13 protein-coding genes and 1 tRNA gene are annotated in these 17,693 nt (G+C 73.6%); 10 read left to right on the forward strand and 4 right to left on the reverse strand.

Annotated features, from left to right (window positions below; translation table 11 throughout):
- Nucleotides 1-50: 50 nt before the first annotated feature.
- From HCN08_RS00575 to HCN08_RS00600, 6 genes are all read left to right on the forward strand, one after another.
- On the forward strand, nucleotides 51-794 hold the full coding sequence (locus HCN08_RS00575) for a hypothetical protein (protein ID WP_167980799.1): 744 nt from the start codon (nucleotides 51-53) through the stop codon (nucleotides 792-794).
- A gap of 15 nt (nucleotides 795-809) precedes the next feature.
- Nucleotides 810-1,553 carry a class F sortase gene (locus HCN08_RS00580; protein ID WP_240969653.1) on the forward strand — a complete coding sequence of 248 codons (744 nt, stop codon included), beginning with the start codon at nucleotides 810-812 and terminating at the stop codon, nucleotides 1,551-1,553.
- A 151-nt stretch (nucleotides 1,554-1,704) separates the two neighbouring features.
- Entirely contained in the window at nucleotides 1,705-1,917 is a 213-nt protein-coding gene (locus tag HCN08_RS00585; RefSeq protein WP_240969654.1) for a putative ATP-grasp-modified RiPP, read from the forward strand.
- A complete protein-coding gene (tgmB, locus tag HCN08_RS00590) occupies nucleotides 1,914-2,882 on the forward strand; it encodes an ATP-grasp ribosomal peptide maturase (protein ID WP_167980801.1) in 969 nt (322 codons plus the stop codon). Before HCN08_RS00585 ends, tgmB begins: the two co-directional genes overlap by 4 nt.
- The gene (gene tgmC / locus HCN08_RS00595) at nucleotides 2,879-4,012 is read left to right on the forward strand and encodes an ATP-grasp peptide maturase system methyltransferase (protein ID WP_167980802.1); all 1,134 of its coding nucleotides are present in this window, start codon (nucleotides 2,879-2,881) and stop codon (nucleotides 4,010-4,012) included. The genes tgmB and tgmC overlap by 4 nt, the downstream gene beginning before the upstream one ends.
- A gap of 292 nt (nucleotides 4,013-4,304) precedes the next feature.
- The gene (locus tag HCN08_RS00600; protein ID WP_167980803.1) at nucleotides 4,305-7,244 is read left to right on the forward strand and encodes an FAD-binding and (Fe-S)-binding domain-containing protein; all 2,940 of its coding nucleotides are present in this window, start codon (nucleotides 4,305-4,307) and stop codon (nucleotides 7,242-7,244) included.
- Between the two features lie 20 nt (nucleotides 7,245-7,264).
- On the opposite strand, the gene HCN08_RS00605 is transcribed toward HCN08_RS00600, so the two are convergent.
- Nucleotides 7,265-8,413 (reverse strand): PP2C family protein-serine/threonine phosphatase, encoded by a 1,149-nt coding sequence (locus HCN08_RS00605; protein WP_322974155.1) that lies wholly within the window; start codon nucleotides 8,411-8,413, stop codon nucleotides 7,265-7,267.
- 213 nt (nucleotides 8,414-8,626) lie between these two features.
- On the opposite strand from HCN08_RS00605, the gene HCN08_RS00610 reads away from it, so the two are divergent.
- Entirely contained in the window at nucleotides 8,627-10,033 is a 1,407-nt protein-coding gene (locus HCN08_RS00610; RefSeq protein WP_167980804.1) for a M1 family metallopeptidase, read from the forward strand.
- 58 nt (nucleotides 10,034-10,091) lie between these two features.
- Entirely contained in the window at nucleotides 10,092-10,892 is an 801-nt protein-coding gene (locus HCN08_RS00615) for a pentapeptide repeat-containing protein (protein ID WP_167980805.1), read from the forward strand.
- 49 nt (nucleotides 10,893-10,941) lie between these two features.
- Here the strand turns inward: HCN08_RS00615 and HCN08_RS00620 are convergent.
- Nucleotides 10,942-11,015, reverse strand: a tRNA-Lys gene (locus HCN08_RS00620).
- Between the two features lie 63 nt (nucleotides 11,016-11,078).
- Nucleotides 11,079-11,834 carry an IclR family transcriptional regulator gene (locus tag HCN08_RS00625; protein ID WP_167981209.1) on the reverse strand — a complete coding sequence of 252 codons (756 nt, stop codon included), beginning with the start codon at nucleotides 11,832-11,834 and terminating at the stop codon, nucleotides 11,079-11,081.
- A gap of 425 nt (nucleotides 11,835-12,259) precedes the next feature.
- Here HCN08_RS00625 and HCN08_RS00630 point away from each other — a divergent pair, with 425 nt between their 5' ends.
- Complete coding sequence (locus HCN08_RS00630; RefSeq protein WP_167981210.1) at nucleotides 12,260-13,417, forward strand: LLM class flavin-dependent oxidoreductase; 1,158 nt, start codon at nucleotides 12,260-12,262, stop codon at nucleotides 13,415-13,417.
- Nucleotides 13,418-13,670: 253 nt separating this feature from the next.
- Nucleotides 13,671-15,461 carry a glycosyl hydrolase family 18 protein gene (locus tag HCN08_RS00635; protein WP_322974156.1) on the forward strand — a complete coding sequence of 597 codons (1,791 nt, stop codon included), beginning with the start codon at nucleotides 13,671-13,673 and terminating at the stop codon, nucleotides 15,459-15,461.
- Nucleotides 15,462-15,606: 145 nt separating this feature from the next.
- On the opposite strand, the gene HCN08_RS00640 is transcribed toward HCN08_RS00635, so the two are convergent.
- Nucleotides 15,607-17,388, reverse strand: coding sequence for a putative bifunctional diguanylate cyclase/phosphodiesterase (locus HCN08_RS00640; protein WP_167980806.1), 1,782 nt, complete (start codon nucleotides 17,386-17,388; stop codon nucleotides 15,607-15,609).
- Nucleotides 17,389-17,693: the final 305 nt, after the last annotated feature.

Here is a 17,693-nt window from a genome sequence, read left to right on the forward strand (position 1 = left end):
CTTCGTAGACACCGGGTGCGAGTCCCCGCCCCGGCCGAGCGGAGGTTCCCATGTTTGGTCTGAAACTGCCCGTCATCGCCGCTGCCGGCGCTCTCGGCGTGGTCGTCCTCGGTGGCGTGACCGGGCTGCCGAAGCAGGCGCTCGCGGACGAGGGGGGAGGGGGGTCGGCCTCCTCGTCCTCGTCGTCGTCCTCCTCTTCGGCGTCGTCGAGTGCGTCGTCGGGCTCCGGGATGGATGTCTCGCCCGCGACGGTCGCGCCCGGCGGGGTGGTGAACCTCCATCTGAAGGCCTCCTGCAAGTCCGGCTCCAAGGCGCAGGCCAGCGCGGAGGTCTTCGTCGACGCGGTGACGCTGGCGCCGGCGGGCGACGGCTGGGACGGCACGGCGTTCATCAAGTCCGACGCGGTCGAGGGGTCGTACACGGTGTCCGTGGAGTGCAACGGCTCCGCGAGCTCGGCGAGTGCGACGGTGACGGTGAGCGGCGGCGGCTCCGGCGGGGGTGGTGGCGGTGGCGGGGGCGGCCAGTCCCCGTACGTGCCGGTGAACCCGGTGCCGGCGGGCGGCGGGGGCGCGGCGAAGCTCGTCTCGGGCCGGTCGGTGCCGGCGGCGGGTCACGCCGCGGGTGAGCCGGCCGCGCAGGGCGCCGGCGCGGGTCATGGCGGGGCTGCGCAGCTCGCCGCCGGGCCCGCGGCGGCCGGGGCGAGCACCGGGCCGCTGCTGGTCACCGGCGCGGTCGCCGCGGCGGGCCTGACCGGCCTGGTCGTCTACCGTCGCCGTGCCGCCTCCCGCGGCTGACCGGCGCTGAGCGGCATGGCGCGGGGGGCACGGGCGACGGGGCCGACACCGGCGGCGGGCACGACGGCCGACCTCGGCACGACGGCCGGCATGGGGGCGGCGGGGGAGCCGAACGACGGCCCCGGCGCCGGCCGGACCTGGGCGGCGGCGGTCATCGGCCTGATCCTGCTGGCCGCATGGCTCCTCGGCCACGGCCACGCCCCCTCCCCGCCCGCGTCCCCGCGCCCCGGCGGCAACCTCGCGGCAGCCGCCGGCACCGACCAGCCCCCGCACCTGTACGCCGCGCACGTCCCCCTCCCCGACGCGGTGCCGCTCCGGCTCGACATCCCCTCCGTCGGCATCCACGCCCCGCTCGTCCCGCGCGGCCTGAAGGACGGCGCCGTCGACCCGCCCCCGTACGCCACCCCCGACGTCGCCGGCTGGTGGAGCGACGGCCCCCGCCCCGGCACCGCGGGCGCGGCGATCGTCGTCGGCCACGTCGACACCGAGACCTCCCCCGCGGTCTTCTTCGGCCTCAGCGCGATCACCCGCGGCGCCCTCATCGACATCCCCCGCTCCGACGGCACGACCGCCGAATTCGCCGTCGAGGCCGTCGAACTCCAGCAGAAGTCCCACTTCGACCCCACCCGCGTCTACGGCTCCACCCCCCGCCCCGACCTCCGCCTCATCACCTGCGGCGGCACCTTCGACAAGTCCACCCAGACCTACTCCGCGAACGTCGTCATCTACGCCACCCTCACCGGCTCCCACCACACATAGCGCCCTCCCCGGCCGGCATACCCGCATCCCCGGCGCTCGTCCGGAGACGGCTTGTACGGAACGACAACCGAGGGTCACACTGAGTTCCGGTACCTGACGACGAGGGGGCCAGATGACAGCGCCAGATGCGAGGCCGTGGGGTTTGAGCCGGATGAGGCCGTTTCCCGTCTCGGCCGTCGTGGCCGCCGCCACAGTGGTGCTGGATGCGGAGAGCCAGACCGGGCGGTGGGTGGGGCCGGACGGGTCCGTCGCAGTGGGCTCCGCCCGGCACAAGCGGAGCGAGACGAGCAAGGAGACAAAGCCCAAGACGTCTCTGGACGGCACCACCGACGAAGGCAGTGACCAGGAGGGGGACACCGATTGACGCTGCCGTCGCCCGTGCTCGTGGTCACCGGTCTGGACGATGTGACCGCCGACGTCGTGATCGAGGAACTGGGGCAACGAAGAGTTCCGGTGATCCGGCTCGACCCGGCGGACTTCCCGACCGCAGTGACCGTGAACGCGCAGGTCCACGGCTCCGGACTCGTCGGCGAGGTGCGTACCCGGACCCGGATTGCGGCGCTGGACGGCATACGGGCGGTGTACTGGCGGCGACCCGGGCCGTACGCCGCACCCGCGGACCTGGACGAGCGCGACGCACGGTGGTGCGTGGACCAGGCCCGCTACGGGCTCGGCGGCATCCTGGCCTCGCTTCCCGGCGCGCACTACGTCAACCACCCGTGGCGGAACCGAGCCGCGGAATACAAACCGGCCCAGCTCGCGGCAGCCGCCAGGTGCGGACTGCGCGTGCCGCCGACGCTCCTCACGAACGACGTCGACGCCGCGCGGCGATTCGCCGCCGACCACGGGCCGGTGGTCTACAAGCCCCTCTACAACAGCGACTACACGGACCCGCAGGGGCGCGGGATGACCGTGTGGGTCGAGGAAGTAGCGCCAGAGGCCCTGGACGACGGCGTCGGGAGGACGATGCACCTCTTCCAGCAGCGAGTGGACAAGGTCGCGGACATCCGGCTCACGGCTGTCGGTGACCGGCTCTTCGCCGTGCGGATCGACGGCTCACCCGGACTGGACTGGCGCCGGCACTACGACGACCTCTCGTACGAGCTGATCGACACTCCTGCGGGCGTCGCGGAGAGCGTGCACGACTACCTCGGGCGGTTCGGCCTCGCCTACGGCGCCTTCGACTTCGGTCTTGACGCCGCCGGCGAGTGGCACTGGTACGAGTGCAACCCCAACGGCCAGTTCGCATGGTTCCCTGAGCACATCACCAGTCAGATCGCCTCGGCCATCGCCGACCGACTCCAACACCCCGACCTGGACCGCAGATGACCAGCAGCAGCTCGCTCCGCCGGGGCCTCGCCGACACACTCGCCCGTGGCGGCCGGCTCTCGGACCCGGCCTGGCGGGCGGCCGTCGAGGCGGTGCCTCGCGAGCTGTTCCTCGGGGAGGCCGTCTTCCGGCCGGACGGCGCCCGGTGGGTGCCCGTCCACCGGGAGCAGCTCGGCGAGGAGGAGTGGCTGCGCCTGGCCTACTCGGACACCACGTGGGTGACGCAGGTCGACGGCATCGGCGCCGAGCACGCCACCGGGGTGCTTGCCGGACAACCCACCTCCTCCAGCACCCTGCCGTCCCTCGTCCTGAGGATGTTCGAGCTCGCGGACGTCCGGGCCGGCGACAAGGTGCTCGAAATCGGCACCGGCACCGGCTACTCCACGGCCATCGCGTGCCACCGGCTCGGCGACGAGGCCGTCCACTCGGTGGAGTACGACGCGGACGTGGCCGTGGCCGCCGCCCGCCATCTGCGCGAGGCCGGCCACCGCCCCCACCTCGTCGTCGGCGACGGCCTGCGCGGGCACCAGGAAGGGGCCGACTACGACACCGTCATCGCCACATGTGCGGTCCGGACGATCCCGCCGTCGTGGCTCTGGCAGCTCCGGGACGGCGGCAGCATCGTGACAACGCTCGGCGGATGGATGCTCGCCTCGGGCCTGATCCGGCTCACCCTCGACGAGGAGGGCGTCGCGCGCGGCCACTTCACCGGCGACACCGTCTCGTACATGCTCGCCCGCCCGCACGAACGGCCGCCCCGCCCCACCTTCTATCCGCATCCCGGCACGACCCGCAGCACCCGCGTCGACCCCGCGCTGCTGGACGACTGGACCGCCCACTTCGTCGCCCAACTCGCCGCCCCCTCGGCCGAACTGATCCGGACCGCGGAGGGCGTCGCCCTCATCGACGCGGCGTCCGGCTCACAGGCGTGGACCGAGCCGGACACCGGGGGCTGGACGGTCCACCAGGACGGCCCGCTCCGGCTGTGGGATGTGATCGAGGAGGCCCTCACGCTGTGGCAGCGGGAGGGCGCACCCGACCAGACGTCCTTCGGTATGACGGCCACCGAATGGCACCAGACGGTCTGGCTCGGTTCCCCGGACGGTCCCCGCTGGCGCCTGCCGACCTGACTTCGCGGCGGGTCCGGCGGCCTTCGATGACCCCGGCCCCACCCGTCCGGCAGAGCGGCGTGCGTGACGTTCCCCTTCCCCCGGGCGGACGCCCCGCGTACCCCCGGCGCCCCAGGCCCAAGCCCCTGACCTGCGGGTTCCAGCCGAGGTCGGCGGCGGGGAGCCGCGCGCGGGGCGCGGAGCAAGGATGCGCAGAGCCGCCGGGACGGGCATATGTTGGCCAGCGGTAGGAACGGAATGCCGCCAGGTCCGGACCCCACCCCGTGGGGGACCGTTCGCCGAGGAGGTACCGATGGCCGTGCTCGAACCGAAGGGCCATGTGCTGCGGCCGGCGCCCGCGGGGGAGGCCGCGCCGGACCGGGTGGGGGAGACGCGCGCCGGGGGCACCCCGGTGCACCTCAGGACGGGGCTCACCCGGCTGCTGGGCCCGCACAAGGTGCTCAGCGGGCTCACCGACCTCGTCCGGTACGCCTCCGACGCCAGCCCCTACCGCTTCGTGCCGCAGGCCGTCGTCGTCCCCGACAGCGTGCAGGACGTCGTACGGCTGCTGGCCTTCGCCCGTGCCGAGCGCCGCAACCTGGTCTTCCGCGCCGCCGGCACGAGCCTGAACGGCCAGGCCCAGGGCGAGGACATCCTCGTCGACGTCCGCCGCCACTTCAGCGGTGTCGAGGTCGAGGCCGGCGGCACCCTCGCCCGGGTCCTGCCCGGCACCGTCCTGGCCCGCGCCAACGCCACCCTCGCCCGGCACGGCCGGGTCCTCGGCCCCGACCCGGCGAGCGCGATCGCCGCGACCGTCGGCGGCGTGCTGGCCAACAACGCCTCCGGCATGACCGCCGGCACCGCCCGCGACTCCTACCGCACCGTCCGCTCGCTGACCGCCGTCCTGCCGTCCGGCACCGTCGTGGACACCGCCGACCCCGACGCCGACGCGCAGCTCGCCGCCGCCGAGCCCGACATCTACCAGGGCCTGCTGGACCTGCGCGACGAGATCGAGGCCGACGCCGGCCTCACCGCCCGCATCCGGGCCAAGTTCGCCATCAAGAACACCAGCGGCTACCGCCTGGATGCCTTCCTCGACGCCGACAGCCCCGCCCAGATCCTGCGCGGCCTGATGATCGGCTCGCAGGGCACCCTCGGCTTCGTCGCCGAGGCCGTCTACGAGACGCTGCCGCTGCGCCCTGCCGCGACAACCGCCCTGCTGTTCTTCCCGACGCTGCCGGCCGCCGCCGCGGCCGTACCGCACTTCGCGCAGGCCGGCGCGGACGCGGTGGAGCTGATGGACGGCAATGTGCTGCGGGCCGCGACCGCCGTCGAGGGCGTGCCCAAGGAGTGGGCAGCGCTGCCGGAGACCTGCGCGGCCCTGCTGGTCGAATTCCGCGCCGCCGACGACACCCAGCTCGCCGCCTACGAGCGCGCCGCCGCCCGGATCTGCGCCGACCTCGGCCAGCTCGCCCCCCGCCCGGCCGGCGACGGCTACGGCTCCTTCACCCGTGACCGGGAGCGCGCCGCCGCCCTGTGGCGGGCCCGCAAGGCGTTCGTCACCGCCGTCGGCGGGGCCCGGCCGCCCGGCACCACCCTGATCACCGAGGACTTCGCCGTACCCCCCGGCCGCCTCGCCGAGGCGTGCGAGGAACTGCTCGCCCTCCAGCGCCGGCACGGCTTCACCGCCGCCGTCGCCGGCCACGCCGCCCACGGCAACCTGCACTTCCTGCTCACCTTCGACCCCGGGCAGCCCGCCGACGTCGAGCGCTACGCCGCCTTCATGGCCGACTTCTGCCGCACCGTCACCGAGCGCTTCGACGGCTCCCTCAAGGCCGAGCACGGCACCGGCCGCAACCTCACGCCCTTCCTTGAGCAGGAGTGGGGCCCGGCCGCGACCGCCCTGATGTGGCGGGTCAAGGCGCTGCTCGACCCGGACGGCATCCTCGCCCCGCATGTCGTCCTCGACCAGGACCCGCGCGCCCACCTGCGCGGCCTGAAGACCGTCCCGGCCATCGAGCCGGTCGCCGACCCCTGCATCGAGTGCGGCTTCTGCGAACCGACCTGCCCCAGCCGCGACCTGACGACCACCCCGCGCCAGCGCATCGTGCTGCGCCGCGAGATGCTGCGCCAGCCCGCCGGCTCCCCGGTGCTCGCCGAACTGACCGCCGCCTACGACCACGCCGCCGTCGACACCTGCGCCGGCGACTCCACCTGCAAGCTCGCCTGCCCGGTCGGCATCGACACCGGCGCGATGATGCGGGGCTTCCGCCGCGCCCGGCACACCCGCGCCCAGGAGCGGGCCGCCGCCTCCGCCGCGACGCACTGGCGCACCGCGGAACGCGCCACCCGCGCCGCCGTCGCGACCGCCGACGCCGTACGCCACCGGGCCGGCGACCGCCCGCTGGCCGCGGCCACCTCGCTCGCCCGCCGCGCGGCCGGCCCCGGCCTCGTACCGCACTGGCTGCCGGAGACCCCGGGCGCCGCGCCCCGCGCGCTGCCCCGTACGCGCAAGGACGGCGCCGCCGCCGTCTACTACCCGGCGTGCGTCAACCGGATCTTCGGGCCGCCCGCCGGGCGGACCGGCTGGCTGCCGCAGGCCCTGGTCACCGTCGCGGCCCGGGCGGGCGTGCCGGTGTGGATACCGCCCGGCGTCACCGGCACCTGCTGCGCGACCATCTGGCACTCCAAGGGCTACGAGGCCGGCAACGCGCTGATGGCCAACCGGATCGTCGAGCACGCCTGGGCGTGGACCGGCGGCGGGCGGCTGCCGATCGTCGTGGACGCCACCTCGTGCACGCTGGGCCTGGCCCGCGAGGTCGTGCCGTACCTGAGCGACGCCAACCGCGCCCTGCACGCCGAGCTGACGGTGCTGGACTCCACCGTGTGGGCCGCCGAGCACGTGCTGCCCCGGCTCGCGGTGACCGCGCCGGTCGGCTCGGCGGTGCTGCACCCCACCTGCTCGGCCGCCCACCTCGGCCGGCCCGGCGCGGCCCTCGCGGAGGTCGCCGCGGCGCTCGCCGAGGAGGTCGTGGTGCCGGACGACGCCGGGTGCTGCGGCTTCGCCGGCGACCGCGGCATGCTGCACGAGGAGCTGACGGCCGCCGCGACCCGCGCCGAGGCCGAGGAGGTCGCCGGGCGCGGCTTCGCGGCGTACCTGTCGGCGAGCCGGATGTGCGAGGTGGGGATGGCGCACGCGACGGGGGAGCCGTACGAGTCGGTCATCGTCGCCCTGGAGCGCGCCACCCGCTGAGGGCACCCCGCACGCGGGCCCTACAGCGGGATCGGCGGGTCCTGCGGATGCATCGGCAGCGGGCGCGGCTGCGGGGAGAGCAGCAGCAGGACGACGTCGTCGGACAGCGAGCCGCCCGCGTGCCGCAGCAGGTCGGCGTAGACGCGCTCCACCGCCGCGTCCAGGTCGCTGTGCGCGCCGGCCACCAGCGGGCCCACCCGCTCGCCCAGCGGGTAGAAGGTGCCGTCCACCGGGCTGCGGGCCTCGATCACGCCGTCCGTGCACAGCACGAGCACATCGCCCGGCCGCATCGGCACCCGCCACGGCGCGGGGCCGGCGGGCACCAGGTCCTTCAGGCCCAGCGGGACCCACGGGTCGGCCGGGTCCAGGGTCTGCACGGTGCCGTCGGTGGACACCAGCAGCGGCGCGACATGGCCGTAGTGGAGCAGCTCGACGCTGCCGGGGGTGTCGAACTGCGCGAAGAGCGCGGTGATGAAGTCGCCGGTGGTGACATGCCGTCCGACGCTGGTGTCGACGCGCGCGGCGACCGTGTCCAGGCCGCCCTCGTCGAACGCCGCCTCCCGGAACGCGCCGAGCACCACCGCCGAGGTCTGCACCGCCGCCAGGCCCTTGCCGCGCACGTCGCCGATGAGGGCGCGCACGCCGTGCGGGGTCTCCAGCACCGCGTAGAGGTCGCCGCCGATCTGCGCGGCGTCCGCGGCCGAGACGTACCGCACCGCCAGCCGCACCGGGCCGACCCGCGGCTCGGGCGGGCGCATCAGCGCGTGCTGGGCGGCCTCGGCGACCGAGGCGATCGCGGTGAAGGCCTTCGCGCCGGTCTCCCGCCGCCAGGCGATGTAGACGCTGAAGAGGGTGACGAACGCGTACGCGAACGCCTGGCCGAAGAAGACGTCGTGGTCGGGGATGTCGGTGATGCCGTCGTACGGCGCGAGCGCGGCCTGCACCAGCAGGCCCAGCACCCCGACGAACAGCGTCTTGCGCCAGGTGACGGTGATCGCGGCCAGCGGCGGCGCCACCACGATGCCGGGCGTGAGGAAGTGGTCCCGCCCCTCGACGAGGTCCGCGAGCACGACCAGCGCCATGGAGGCCAGCGGCAGCGACAGGCCCATACGCGCCAGGTACTCGCCCTCCACCCGCTGGAGGGCCCGGGACAACCAGGCAATCTTCACATGGTCGAACCTATCCGGCCCCGCCCGTGACGGGGGTGTACGTCCCGGGATCGGGGTGACGCGGCGTCATGTGTTGCGCCAGGTGAAGTTTCTGCGACGGATGGGGGCGATGGGGTGGCTGAGCGCTCGGGTGATCCCTACCGTCGTCGTGTACCTGCCACCGACCGGCACCTCCTGAGAACCCCTCGCACCCCATCGCACCGGAGGACCTTCGTGCGCAAGCAAGTGATCGCGACCGCTGCCGCCGCCCTCGGCTTCCTGCTGGTGATCCCGGCATCGGCGGCCGACGCCGGCCCGGGCGCACCCGGCATCGGCGACCCGTACTACCCGACGTACGGCAACGGCGGCTACGACGTCGCCCACTACGGCCTCGCGCTGCGCTACCAGCCCGCCACCGACACCCTCAGCGGCACCGCGACCCTCCAGGCCACCGCGACCCAGGGCCTGACCAGCTTCGACCTGGACTTCGCCCTGACCGTCAGCAAGGTCACCGTCGACGGCCGCCCGGCGTCCTTCACCACCAGCGGCGAGCAGGAGCTCGTCATCACCCCCGCCCGCACCATCCCCGGCGGCCGGCACTTCACAGTCGCCGTCACCTACTCCGGCGTCCCCTCCACCGTGCAGCGCTACGGCTTCACGTCCTGGCAGCGCACCCCGGACGGCGGGGTCGCCGCCAACGAGCCCGAGTCGGCCTGGTGGTGGTTCCCCAGCAACGACCACCCGCTGGACAAGGCCACCTACGACGTCGACGTGAGCGTGCCGGCCGGCGAGCAGGCCGTCAGCAACGGCCTGCTGCTCTCCCAGCGCACCGCGCACGGCTGGACCGACTACCACTGGCGCCAGGACAAGCCGCAGGCCACCTACCTCGCCACCCTCGCCCTCGGCCACTTCGACATCACCCGCAGCCGCACCCGCACCGGCGTCCCCGTCATCAACGCCTACAGCACCGCGCTGCCCGCCACCACCGCCGCCAACGCCCGCAAGGGCGTCGAGCGCACCGGCGAGATCATCGACTTCCTGAGCACCTGGTTCGGCCCCTACCCCTTCGACGCGGCCGGCGGCTACGTCCCCGACGTGCCCTCGCACTTCTCGCTGGAGGCGCAGACCCGGGTCTTCTACAGCCCCGCCGTCTTCGCCGCCAGCGACGGCATCGGCACCGTCGCGCACGAGCTGTCCCACCAGTGGTGGGGCGACGACGTGTCGCTGGAGCGGTGGTCCGACATCTGGCTCAACGAGGGCTTCGCGACCTACGGCAGCTGGCTGTGGCAGGAGCACGAGGGCGGCCCGACGACGCAGCAGGCGGCCCGGCAGACGTACGACTCCTACCCGGCCGACGACCCCTTCTGGACGGTCAAGCCCGGCGACCCGGGCCCGGACAAGCAGTTCGACGACGCCGTCTACGACCGCGGCGCCATCGCCATCCAGGCGCTGCGCACCACCATCGGCGACCACGCCTTCCGCGCCCTGCTCAAGGCCTGGCCGGCCCAGCACCGGTACGGCAACGGCACCATCGCCGAATTCCGCGCCCTGGCCGAGCACCTGTCCGGCAAGGACCTCGGCGGCTTCTTCACCACCTGGCTCTACACGGCGGCCAAGCCCGCGGTGCTGCCGGGCAGCTGACCGCCGCGGCGGGCGGGTGCGGCACCATGGACCCCTGGCGAGGAAAGGGGCCCGCACCATGGAGGACGGCGCGCTGCTGGCGGACTGCGGCAACTGCTTCGGGCTGTGCTGCGTCGCCCTGGCCTTCACCCGCTCCGCCGACTTCGCCCAGGACAAGCCCGCAGGCCGGCCCTGCGGGCACCTCGGCGCCGACCACCGCTGCGGCATCCACGACCGGCTGCGCGACCGCGGCTACGCCGGCTGCACCACCTACGACTGCTTCGGCGCCGGCCAGAAGCTCTCCCGGCACACCTTCGCCGGGCAGGACTGGCGGGACGCGGCCGACGGCGGCCGGGCGATGTTCGCGCTGCTGCCGGTCGTGCGCCAGCTCCACGAGCTGCTGCGCCACCTCGCCGAGGTCCGCGCCCTGCCGGCCGCCGCCGCGCTGCACGACGCCGCCGCGCAGGCCGCCGCCCGGGTCGAGGCGCTGAGCCTGGCCGGGCCCGACGAGCTGCTGGCGCTGGACGTCGCCGCCGAGCGGGCCCGGGTCGCGGCGGTGCTGCGGGACGCCTCCCGGCGGGCCAGGGCCGGCCACCGCGGCGCCCGGGACCACAGCGGGGCCGACCTCATGGGCGCCCGGCTGCGCCGCGCTGACCTGCGCGGCGCCGACTTCCGCGGCGCGCTGCTGCTCGGCGCTGACCTGCGCGGGGCGGACCTGCGGGACGCCGACCTGCTGGGTACGGATCTGCGCGGGGCCGATCTGCGGGGCGCGGACCTGCGCGGCGCGCTCTTCCTGACCGCTGCCCAGCTCGCCTCCGCCGCCGGCGACGGCGCGACCCGCCTCCCAGCGCCGCTGGCCCGCCCGGCGCACTGGGCGTGACGCCGGGAACGCATGAGGCCCGTACGCCGGAGCGTACGGGCCTCACAAGTGCGCCGCCAGGGACTCGAACCCCGGACCCGCTGATTAAGAGTCAGCTGCTCTAACCAACTGAGCTAGCGGCGCAACGAGGAAAACTATATCTCCTCCGCGGCCGTGCTCGTGACCATCCCGGGGCCGGCGGGAGGATCAGATGCTCATCGACAGCAGGACCGGCGCCGCCCGCTCGTTGAGGGTGTCCACTGCCGGGCGCAGCCGGTGCGCCTCGGTCAGCGGCATGGACAGGGCCAGGCAGGCCACCGTCTTGCCGATCGTGACCGGGATCGCCGCGCACACCGTGCCGACCGCGTATTCCTGCAGGTCCAGCGTGGGCACGGTGGCCGGCTGGCGTTCCAGCCGGGTGAGCAGGGCGCGGTCGTCGATGACGGTGCGGGAGGTCAGGCGGGCCGGCCGGTGCCGGGAGAGGTGTTCGAGCCGCCCGTCGTGGTCCAGCTGCGACAGCAGGCACTTGCCGACCGCGCTCGCGTGCGCCGCCGAGCGGAAGTCGACCCACTCGTTGACCTTCGGTGCGTTGGGGCCGTCCGCGAAGTCGATGATGTTGACCTCGCCGTCGTCGTAGCGGCTGAAATACACCGCGGCGCCGACCTCGTCGCGTAGTTCCACCAGAACTGCGCGCAGTTTCTCGGCGAGCGCCTCGTCGTGGTTGGCGGCGCCGAGCAGGATGAGGGATTCACCCACCACATATCCGCCGCCGGGCAGGAATCCCAGATAACGCTCACGTCGCAGCATGACGAGGAGTTGGTTGAGGTACCCGACGGGCACGCCTATCTCCCTGGCGAGCTGATCCGCGGTGACGCCGTGCCGATGCGAATCGACGGCTTCCAGTACACGCAAGGCGTGCTGGACCGCGTGGATCTGCGCGGTCGTGCGGTGCTCCAGCGCCACGGTGGCCCCCTGCAAGGTGTGACCGTCTGCGTCACGGCCGTTGCTACCGGTCACGGTGGGTACTCGACGGCGGGTCCCACCGGCAGCTCGACCGGATTCCACGATAGCCCCAATACCGTTGCCGGAAGAGGCCGTTGGCGAGTTCTTCGGACGCCTCCGACCGTATATGCAGGAAGGGGCCACTCTGGCATATGCCAGCGACATTGCCCAGTTTCCGCATGCACCGAATTCACGCCGGGGAATAACCGGAAGCGCGCTCCGGTTGCGCCACCCGAGAGCCCTGCGTGCGCCCCGGCGCACCGCGGGGCGGTCACGGGACGCGCGAGCGGCATGGACGAGCGGTACGCGTGAGCGGCGCGGACGACGAGAGCAGTACGGACGACGAGAGCAGTACGGACGAGGAGGCACCGGCAGTGGCTGACGAGCTGGCACGGGACGGCGGCGGGTCGACGGGGCAGGGCGGGCGGCGGCCGGCCGGGCACGGGATCCGCGGCACCGCACGCGGCAGCGCGCCCGTCCCGCTGTCCGTGCTGGACCTGGCCGGCGTCGGCGCGGGGCTGACGGCCGGCGACGCGCTGCGTACCAGCGTGCAGATCGCCAGGACCGCCGAGGCCCGCGGCTACCACCGGATGTGGGTCGCCGAGCACCACTCGATGCCGGGCGTCGCCAGCTCCTCGCCCGCGGTGATCCTCGCCCATCTGGCCGCCTTCACCCGCACCCTGCGGCTCGGCTCCGGCGGCGTCATGCTGCCCAACCACGCGCCGCTGGTGATCGCCGAGCAGTTCGGCACCCTGGAGGCGCTGGCCCCGGGCCGGATCGACCTGGGCCTGGGCCGCGCGCCGGGCACGGACGGGGCGACCGCGGCGGCGCTGCGCAGGACCGAGTCCCTGCACGAGGGCGCCGACGAATTCCCGCAGCAGCTCGCCGAGCTGATGCGCTTCCTGGACGACGACTTCCCCGAGGGCCACCGCTACGCCCGTATCCACGCGGTGCCGGGCCCGGTGCAGGGCAGCGCGCTGGGCGGGGTGCAGTCGGAGGACCGGCCGAGCATCTGGCTGCTGGGCTCGTCGGGCTTCAGCGCGCAGCTGGCCGGCGCGCTCGGGCTGCCCTTCTCCTTCGCCCACCACTTCTCCGCGCAGAACACCGTTCCGGCGCTGCGGCTGTACCGCGAGTCCTTCCGCCCCTCGCCGGTGCTGGACCGCCCGTACGCCTCGATCGGCGTCGCGGCGCTCGCGACCGAGGACCCCGAGCAGGCCCGCCGCCAGGTGCTGGCCGGCGCGCTGAGCATGCTGCGGCTGCGCACCGGGCGCCCCGGGCTGATCCCGACGCCGGAGGAGGCCGCGGCCTACCCCTTCAGCCCGATGGAGGAGGAGTTCGTCGGCTCCTGGACCGCCAACGTCATCCACGGCGACCCGCAGACCGTACGGGCCGGGCTGGATGAGCTGGTGGAGCGCACCGGCGCGGACGAGCTGGTGATCACCGCCAACGCGCACACCCCGGGGGTGCGGGCGCGCTCCTACGACCTGATCGCGGACGCGTACGGCTTCCCCGAGGACGTCGCCGCGGACGGCGCCGCGGGTTAAATAGCGGTTTCCGTGCCCCCGGTGGTCCAACACCGAACCGACCGCGGGGGTGAGCCTCACCGGCGGTCAAAGCCGCTCGTCACCCGGCTGACGAGCGGCTTTTGTCATGTCGTGAACTTTCAACCGGCCCCGAGCGGCGGCAAATTGGTCTAGTCCTGGCTTTGGTTCAGACCATTGACGTGCACTTGATCAGGGGACTATCCATAGCCCAACAGCCCCCTGTCGTTTCCTCCCTCTCCCCCCGGAGGTCTTCGTGCAGTCCAGGAAGAGAGCGCTGGTGGCCGCCGCCACCAGCGCCGCGCTCGCCCTCGGTGCGTTCACCGCGCTCGTCGGCGGCCTCGGCACCGCCCAGGCGGACACCGCGAGCGGCAAGAGCGCCGCCGCCGCGGCAGCTCCCGCCGCCGCTGCCGCCAGCAGCGGCGGGGTCAACATCGCCTACTACGACCAGTGGAGCATCTACGGCAACGCCTTCTACCCGAAGAACCTCGACACCGAGGGCATCGCCGGCAAGCTCGACATCCTCAACTACTCGTTCGAGAACATCGACCCGGTGAACCTCACGTGTTTCGAGGCCACCAAGGCGTCCGACTCCACGAACGAGAGCGATCCCAACGCCGGTGACGGGGCGGGCGACGCCTTCGCCGACTACCAGAAGTCCTTCGGCTCCGACATCAGCGTCAACGGCACCGCGGACACCTGGAACCAGCCGCTGGTCGGCAACTTCAACCAGCTCAAGCAGCTCAAGGCGAAGTACCCGAAGCTGAAGATCCTGGTCTCGCTGGGCGGGTGGACGTACTCGAAGTACTTCTCCGACGCCGCCGCGACCGACGCCAGCCGCAAGAAGCTGGTCAGCTCCTGCATCGACATGTTCATCAAGGGCAACCTGCCGGTGCAGGGCGGCTACGGCGGCACCGGCGCCGCGGCCGGCATCTTCGACGGCTTCGACATCGACTGGGAGTACCCCGGCTCGCCCAACGGCCACACCGGCAACCACTACAGCCCGAACGACAAGGCCAACTTCACCAAGCTGGCCGCGGAGTTCCGCACCGAGCTGGACGCGTACGGGGCCGCGAACGGCGGCAAGAAGATGCTGCTGACCGCCGCGCTGCCGTCCGGCCAGGACAAGATCGCCACCGTCGAGACCGACAAGCTCGGGCAGTACCTCGACTACGCGAACATCATGACGTACGACATGCACGGCGCCTGGGACGCCACCGGTCCGACCAACCACCAGGACCCGACGTACCAGTCGCCGAACGACCCGTCGAACCCGATCACGCCCGGCACCGCGAAGTACAGCACGGACGAGGCGATCAAGGCCTGGACGACCGGTGACCCGGCGTACGGCATCCCCGGCGGCTTCCCGGCCGGCAAGATCACCATGGGCTACCCGCTGTACTACCGCGGCTGGACCGGTGTCTCGGCCGGCAGCAACCACGGCCTCTACCAGCCGGCCTCGGGCGCGGCCCCGGCGCGCGGCATCAGCCAGGTCGCCGGGACGGCGTACTACAAGGAGCTGACCGGCATCGTCGACAACGCCTCGACGACGTACTGGGACGCGGCCTCGCAGTCCAACTACTTCTACAACGGCAACGAGTTCTGGACCGGGCTCGGCAGCCAGGGCGTCCAGGCCAAGGCCGACTACGCGCACTGCCACGGGCTCGGCGGCTCGATGATGTACTCGCTGCTCGACCTGGACCCGTCGGCGACGCTCTTCAACAAGATCGTGAACGCCACGAAGGGCTCCGCCCCGGCGAGCTGCTCGAACCCGACCTCGCCGCCCACCACGCCCCCCACCACCCCGCCCACGACGCCGCCGACCACCCCGCCGACGACGCCTCCCACGACCCCGCCGACCACGCCCCCGACCACCCCGCCGGGCGGCACCTGCACCCTGCCGTCCTGGTCCGCCTCGGCGATCTACGTCGGCGGCAACCAGGTCTCCTGGAAGGGCCACAACTGGAACGCCAAGTGGTGGACCACCAACGAGGAGCCGGGCACGACCGGCGAATGGGGCGTCTGGCAGGACCTCGGCGCCTGCTGAGCCCTGGCTCCTGCCGGCTCCTGCCGGCCCCTTCCGGCCTCGGCTGAACCCGGCTGAGACCCGCTGAACCCGGGACCCGCGTCCTCCCTCCCCCCGAGGACGCGGGTCCCTCCGGGGTTGCCGGCCTCCTGCGCGGCAGCAGCCGCTAGCCGAGCAGACCCGCAATCGCCGCCGGGGGGACGGGGCGGGAGAAGTGGTAGCCCTGGCCCGTGTCGCAGCCGATACGGCGCAGGCGCTCGGCCTGCTCGGCGTTCTCGACGCATTCGGCGGTGACCGTCAGGCCCAGCCGGTGCGCGAGGTCGACCAGGGCCTCGACGATGGTCTCGTCCGCCGGGTTGGGGTGCTCGGCGTGCCGGAAGCCCTGGACGAAGGAGCCGTCGAGCTTGAGCGCGGAGACCGGCAGCCGGCTGAGGTAGGCCAGGTTCGAATAGCCCGTGCCGAAGTCGTCGATGACGATCCGTACGCCCATCTCGTGCAGCGCGTGCAGCGCCTGGAGGGGCCGGCCGGCCGAGCCCATGAGGGCGGACTCGGTCAGCTCCAGCTGGAGCAGCCGCGGCGGCAGCGCGTTCTCCTGGAGGATCCGGGCGACGTCCGCGACCAGGTCGGAGTCCCACATCTGCCGCACCGCCACGTTGACGCTCACCACCGGCGCCGTCGCCGGATACGCCAGCTGCCACGCCCGGGCCTGCCGGCAGCTCTCGGCGAGCACCCACCGGCCCAGCTGCACGATCGAGCCGTCCTCCTCGGCGAGCCCCACGAAGCGGCCCGGCGACAGCCGCCCGAAGTGCGGGTGCTCCCAGCGCACCAGCGCCTCCACCCCGCGCAGCTCACCGGTGCCGAGCGCGACCAGCGGCTGGTAGTCCAGCACGAACTCGCCGCGCTCCACCGCCTGCCGCAGCGTGCGGCTGAGCGCCTGGCGGGTCATCCGGTGCTCGTTGCGCTCGGGGTCGAAGAGCGTCCAGCGGGCCTTGCCGTCGGCCTTGGCCCAGTAGAGCGTGGTGTCGGCGGCCTGCATCAGGCCGGTCGCCGAGCTGCCCGGCACCTCCCGCTCCACCACCCCGATGCTCGCCGACACCGCGAGCCGCTGCCCGGCGACGTCGAAGGGCTGCTGGAGCGCGGTCAGTACCGACTCGGCGAGCGCGGTGGCCTGCCCGGTGCCGGTGGAGTCCCGTACCAGCAGCGCGAACTCGTCGCCGCCGAGCCGCGCCACCAGGTGGCCGCCGGGCTCGGCGCACGCCAGCAGCCGGCGGGCGACGGCGGCGAGCAGTTCGTCGCCGACCCGGTGGCCGAGGGTGTCGTTGACCGCCTTGAAGCCGTCCAGGTCCAGGTAGCACAGCCCGATCCGGCCGGTGCCGCGGCCGGGCGGGCTGTCGCACGCGTCGGTGAGGCGTTCGAAGAACAGCGCCCGGTTGGGCAGCCGGGTCACCGGGTCGTGCATCCGCAGATGCCGCAACTGCTCGCGCAGCGCGTCGCGTTCGCCGACGTCCTCGACGGTCAGCAGCAGGGGGCGCGCTCCCGTGCGCGACAGGGTGATCTCGGCCAGTACGTCCCCGCCGTCGTCCTGACGGGTGATCCGGCGGGTGCAGCGCAGCCGGTCGCGGCGGCCGGTGAGCACGTCGTGGAAGGCCGCCCGGGCGTGCGGATCGCCGGCCAGGCCCAGCAGCGCTCCCGCGCCGACCGCCGCCAGCCGCTCGGGCGCGGCCCCCAGCAGGGTGGCCAGCGCCGGGTTCGCCGCGAGCACGTCGCCCTCCGGCGACAGCAGCGCCATCGCGGCCCTGGCCACGGCGAACGCGGCGCGGTAGTCACGCGGCTCGGCCTCGTCACGGCCCGCCGCACCGCGCGGGTGTGGGGCAGAACTGTGACTCTGCGTGATGACCTGTGCTGTGCTGTCGGGGTCGACGCCGGGGCCGCCCGCGGGTCCGCCCATGGCCTGCTCCCCGTGTTGCGCTCGTCTCGCACGCGATCATATGGGCTGGCGGGACAGGTGATCCAGCGTCGCAGTGGTGATTTCCCGCACGCGCCCCGGCGCACCGACCGTTTCTGCGCGATTCGGCGACGGTCCTGATCGATTCCCCGCCGCCGTCACGGAACGTAGTGCCGCAGCCCGCGCGGGTGTTCGCCCGCGCGCCGCCGCACCCGTGACCCGGGCGGAGCATCCGAAGGCCGCATAACCCCGCAAACCGCAGCAAAGTGAGGGAGGTGTCCCGAACGGGTTCGCGAACCCTCCCCGGA

The sequence above is a fragment of the Actinacidiphila epipremni genome (assembly GCF_012034175.1).
Classification (GTDB): Bacteria; Actinomycetota; Actinomycetes; order Streptomycetales; family Streptomycetaceae; genus Actinacidiphila; species Actinacidiphila epipremni.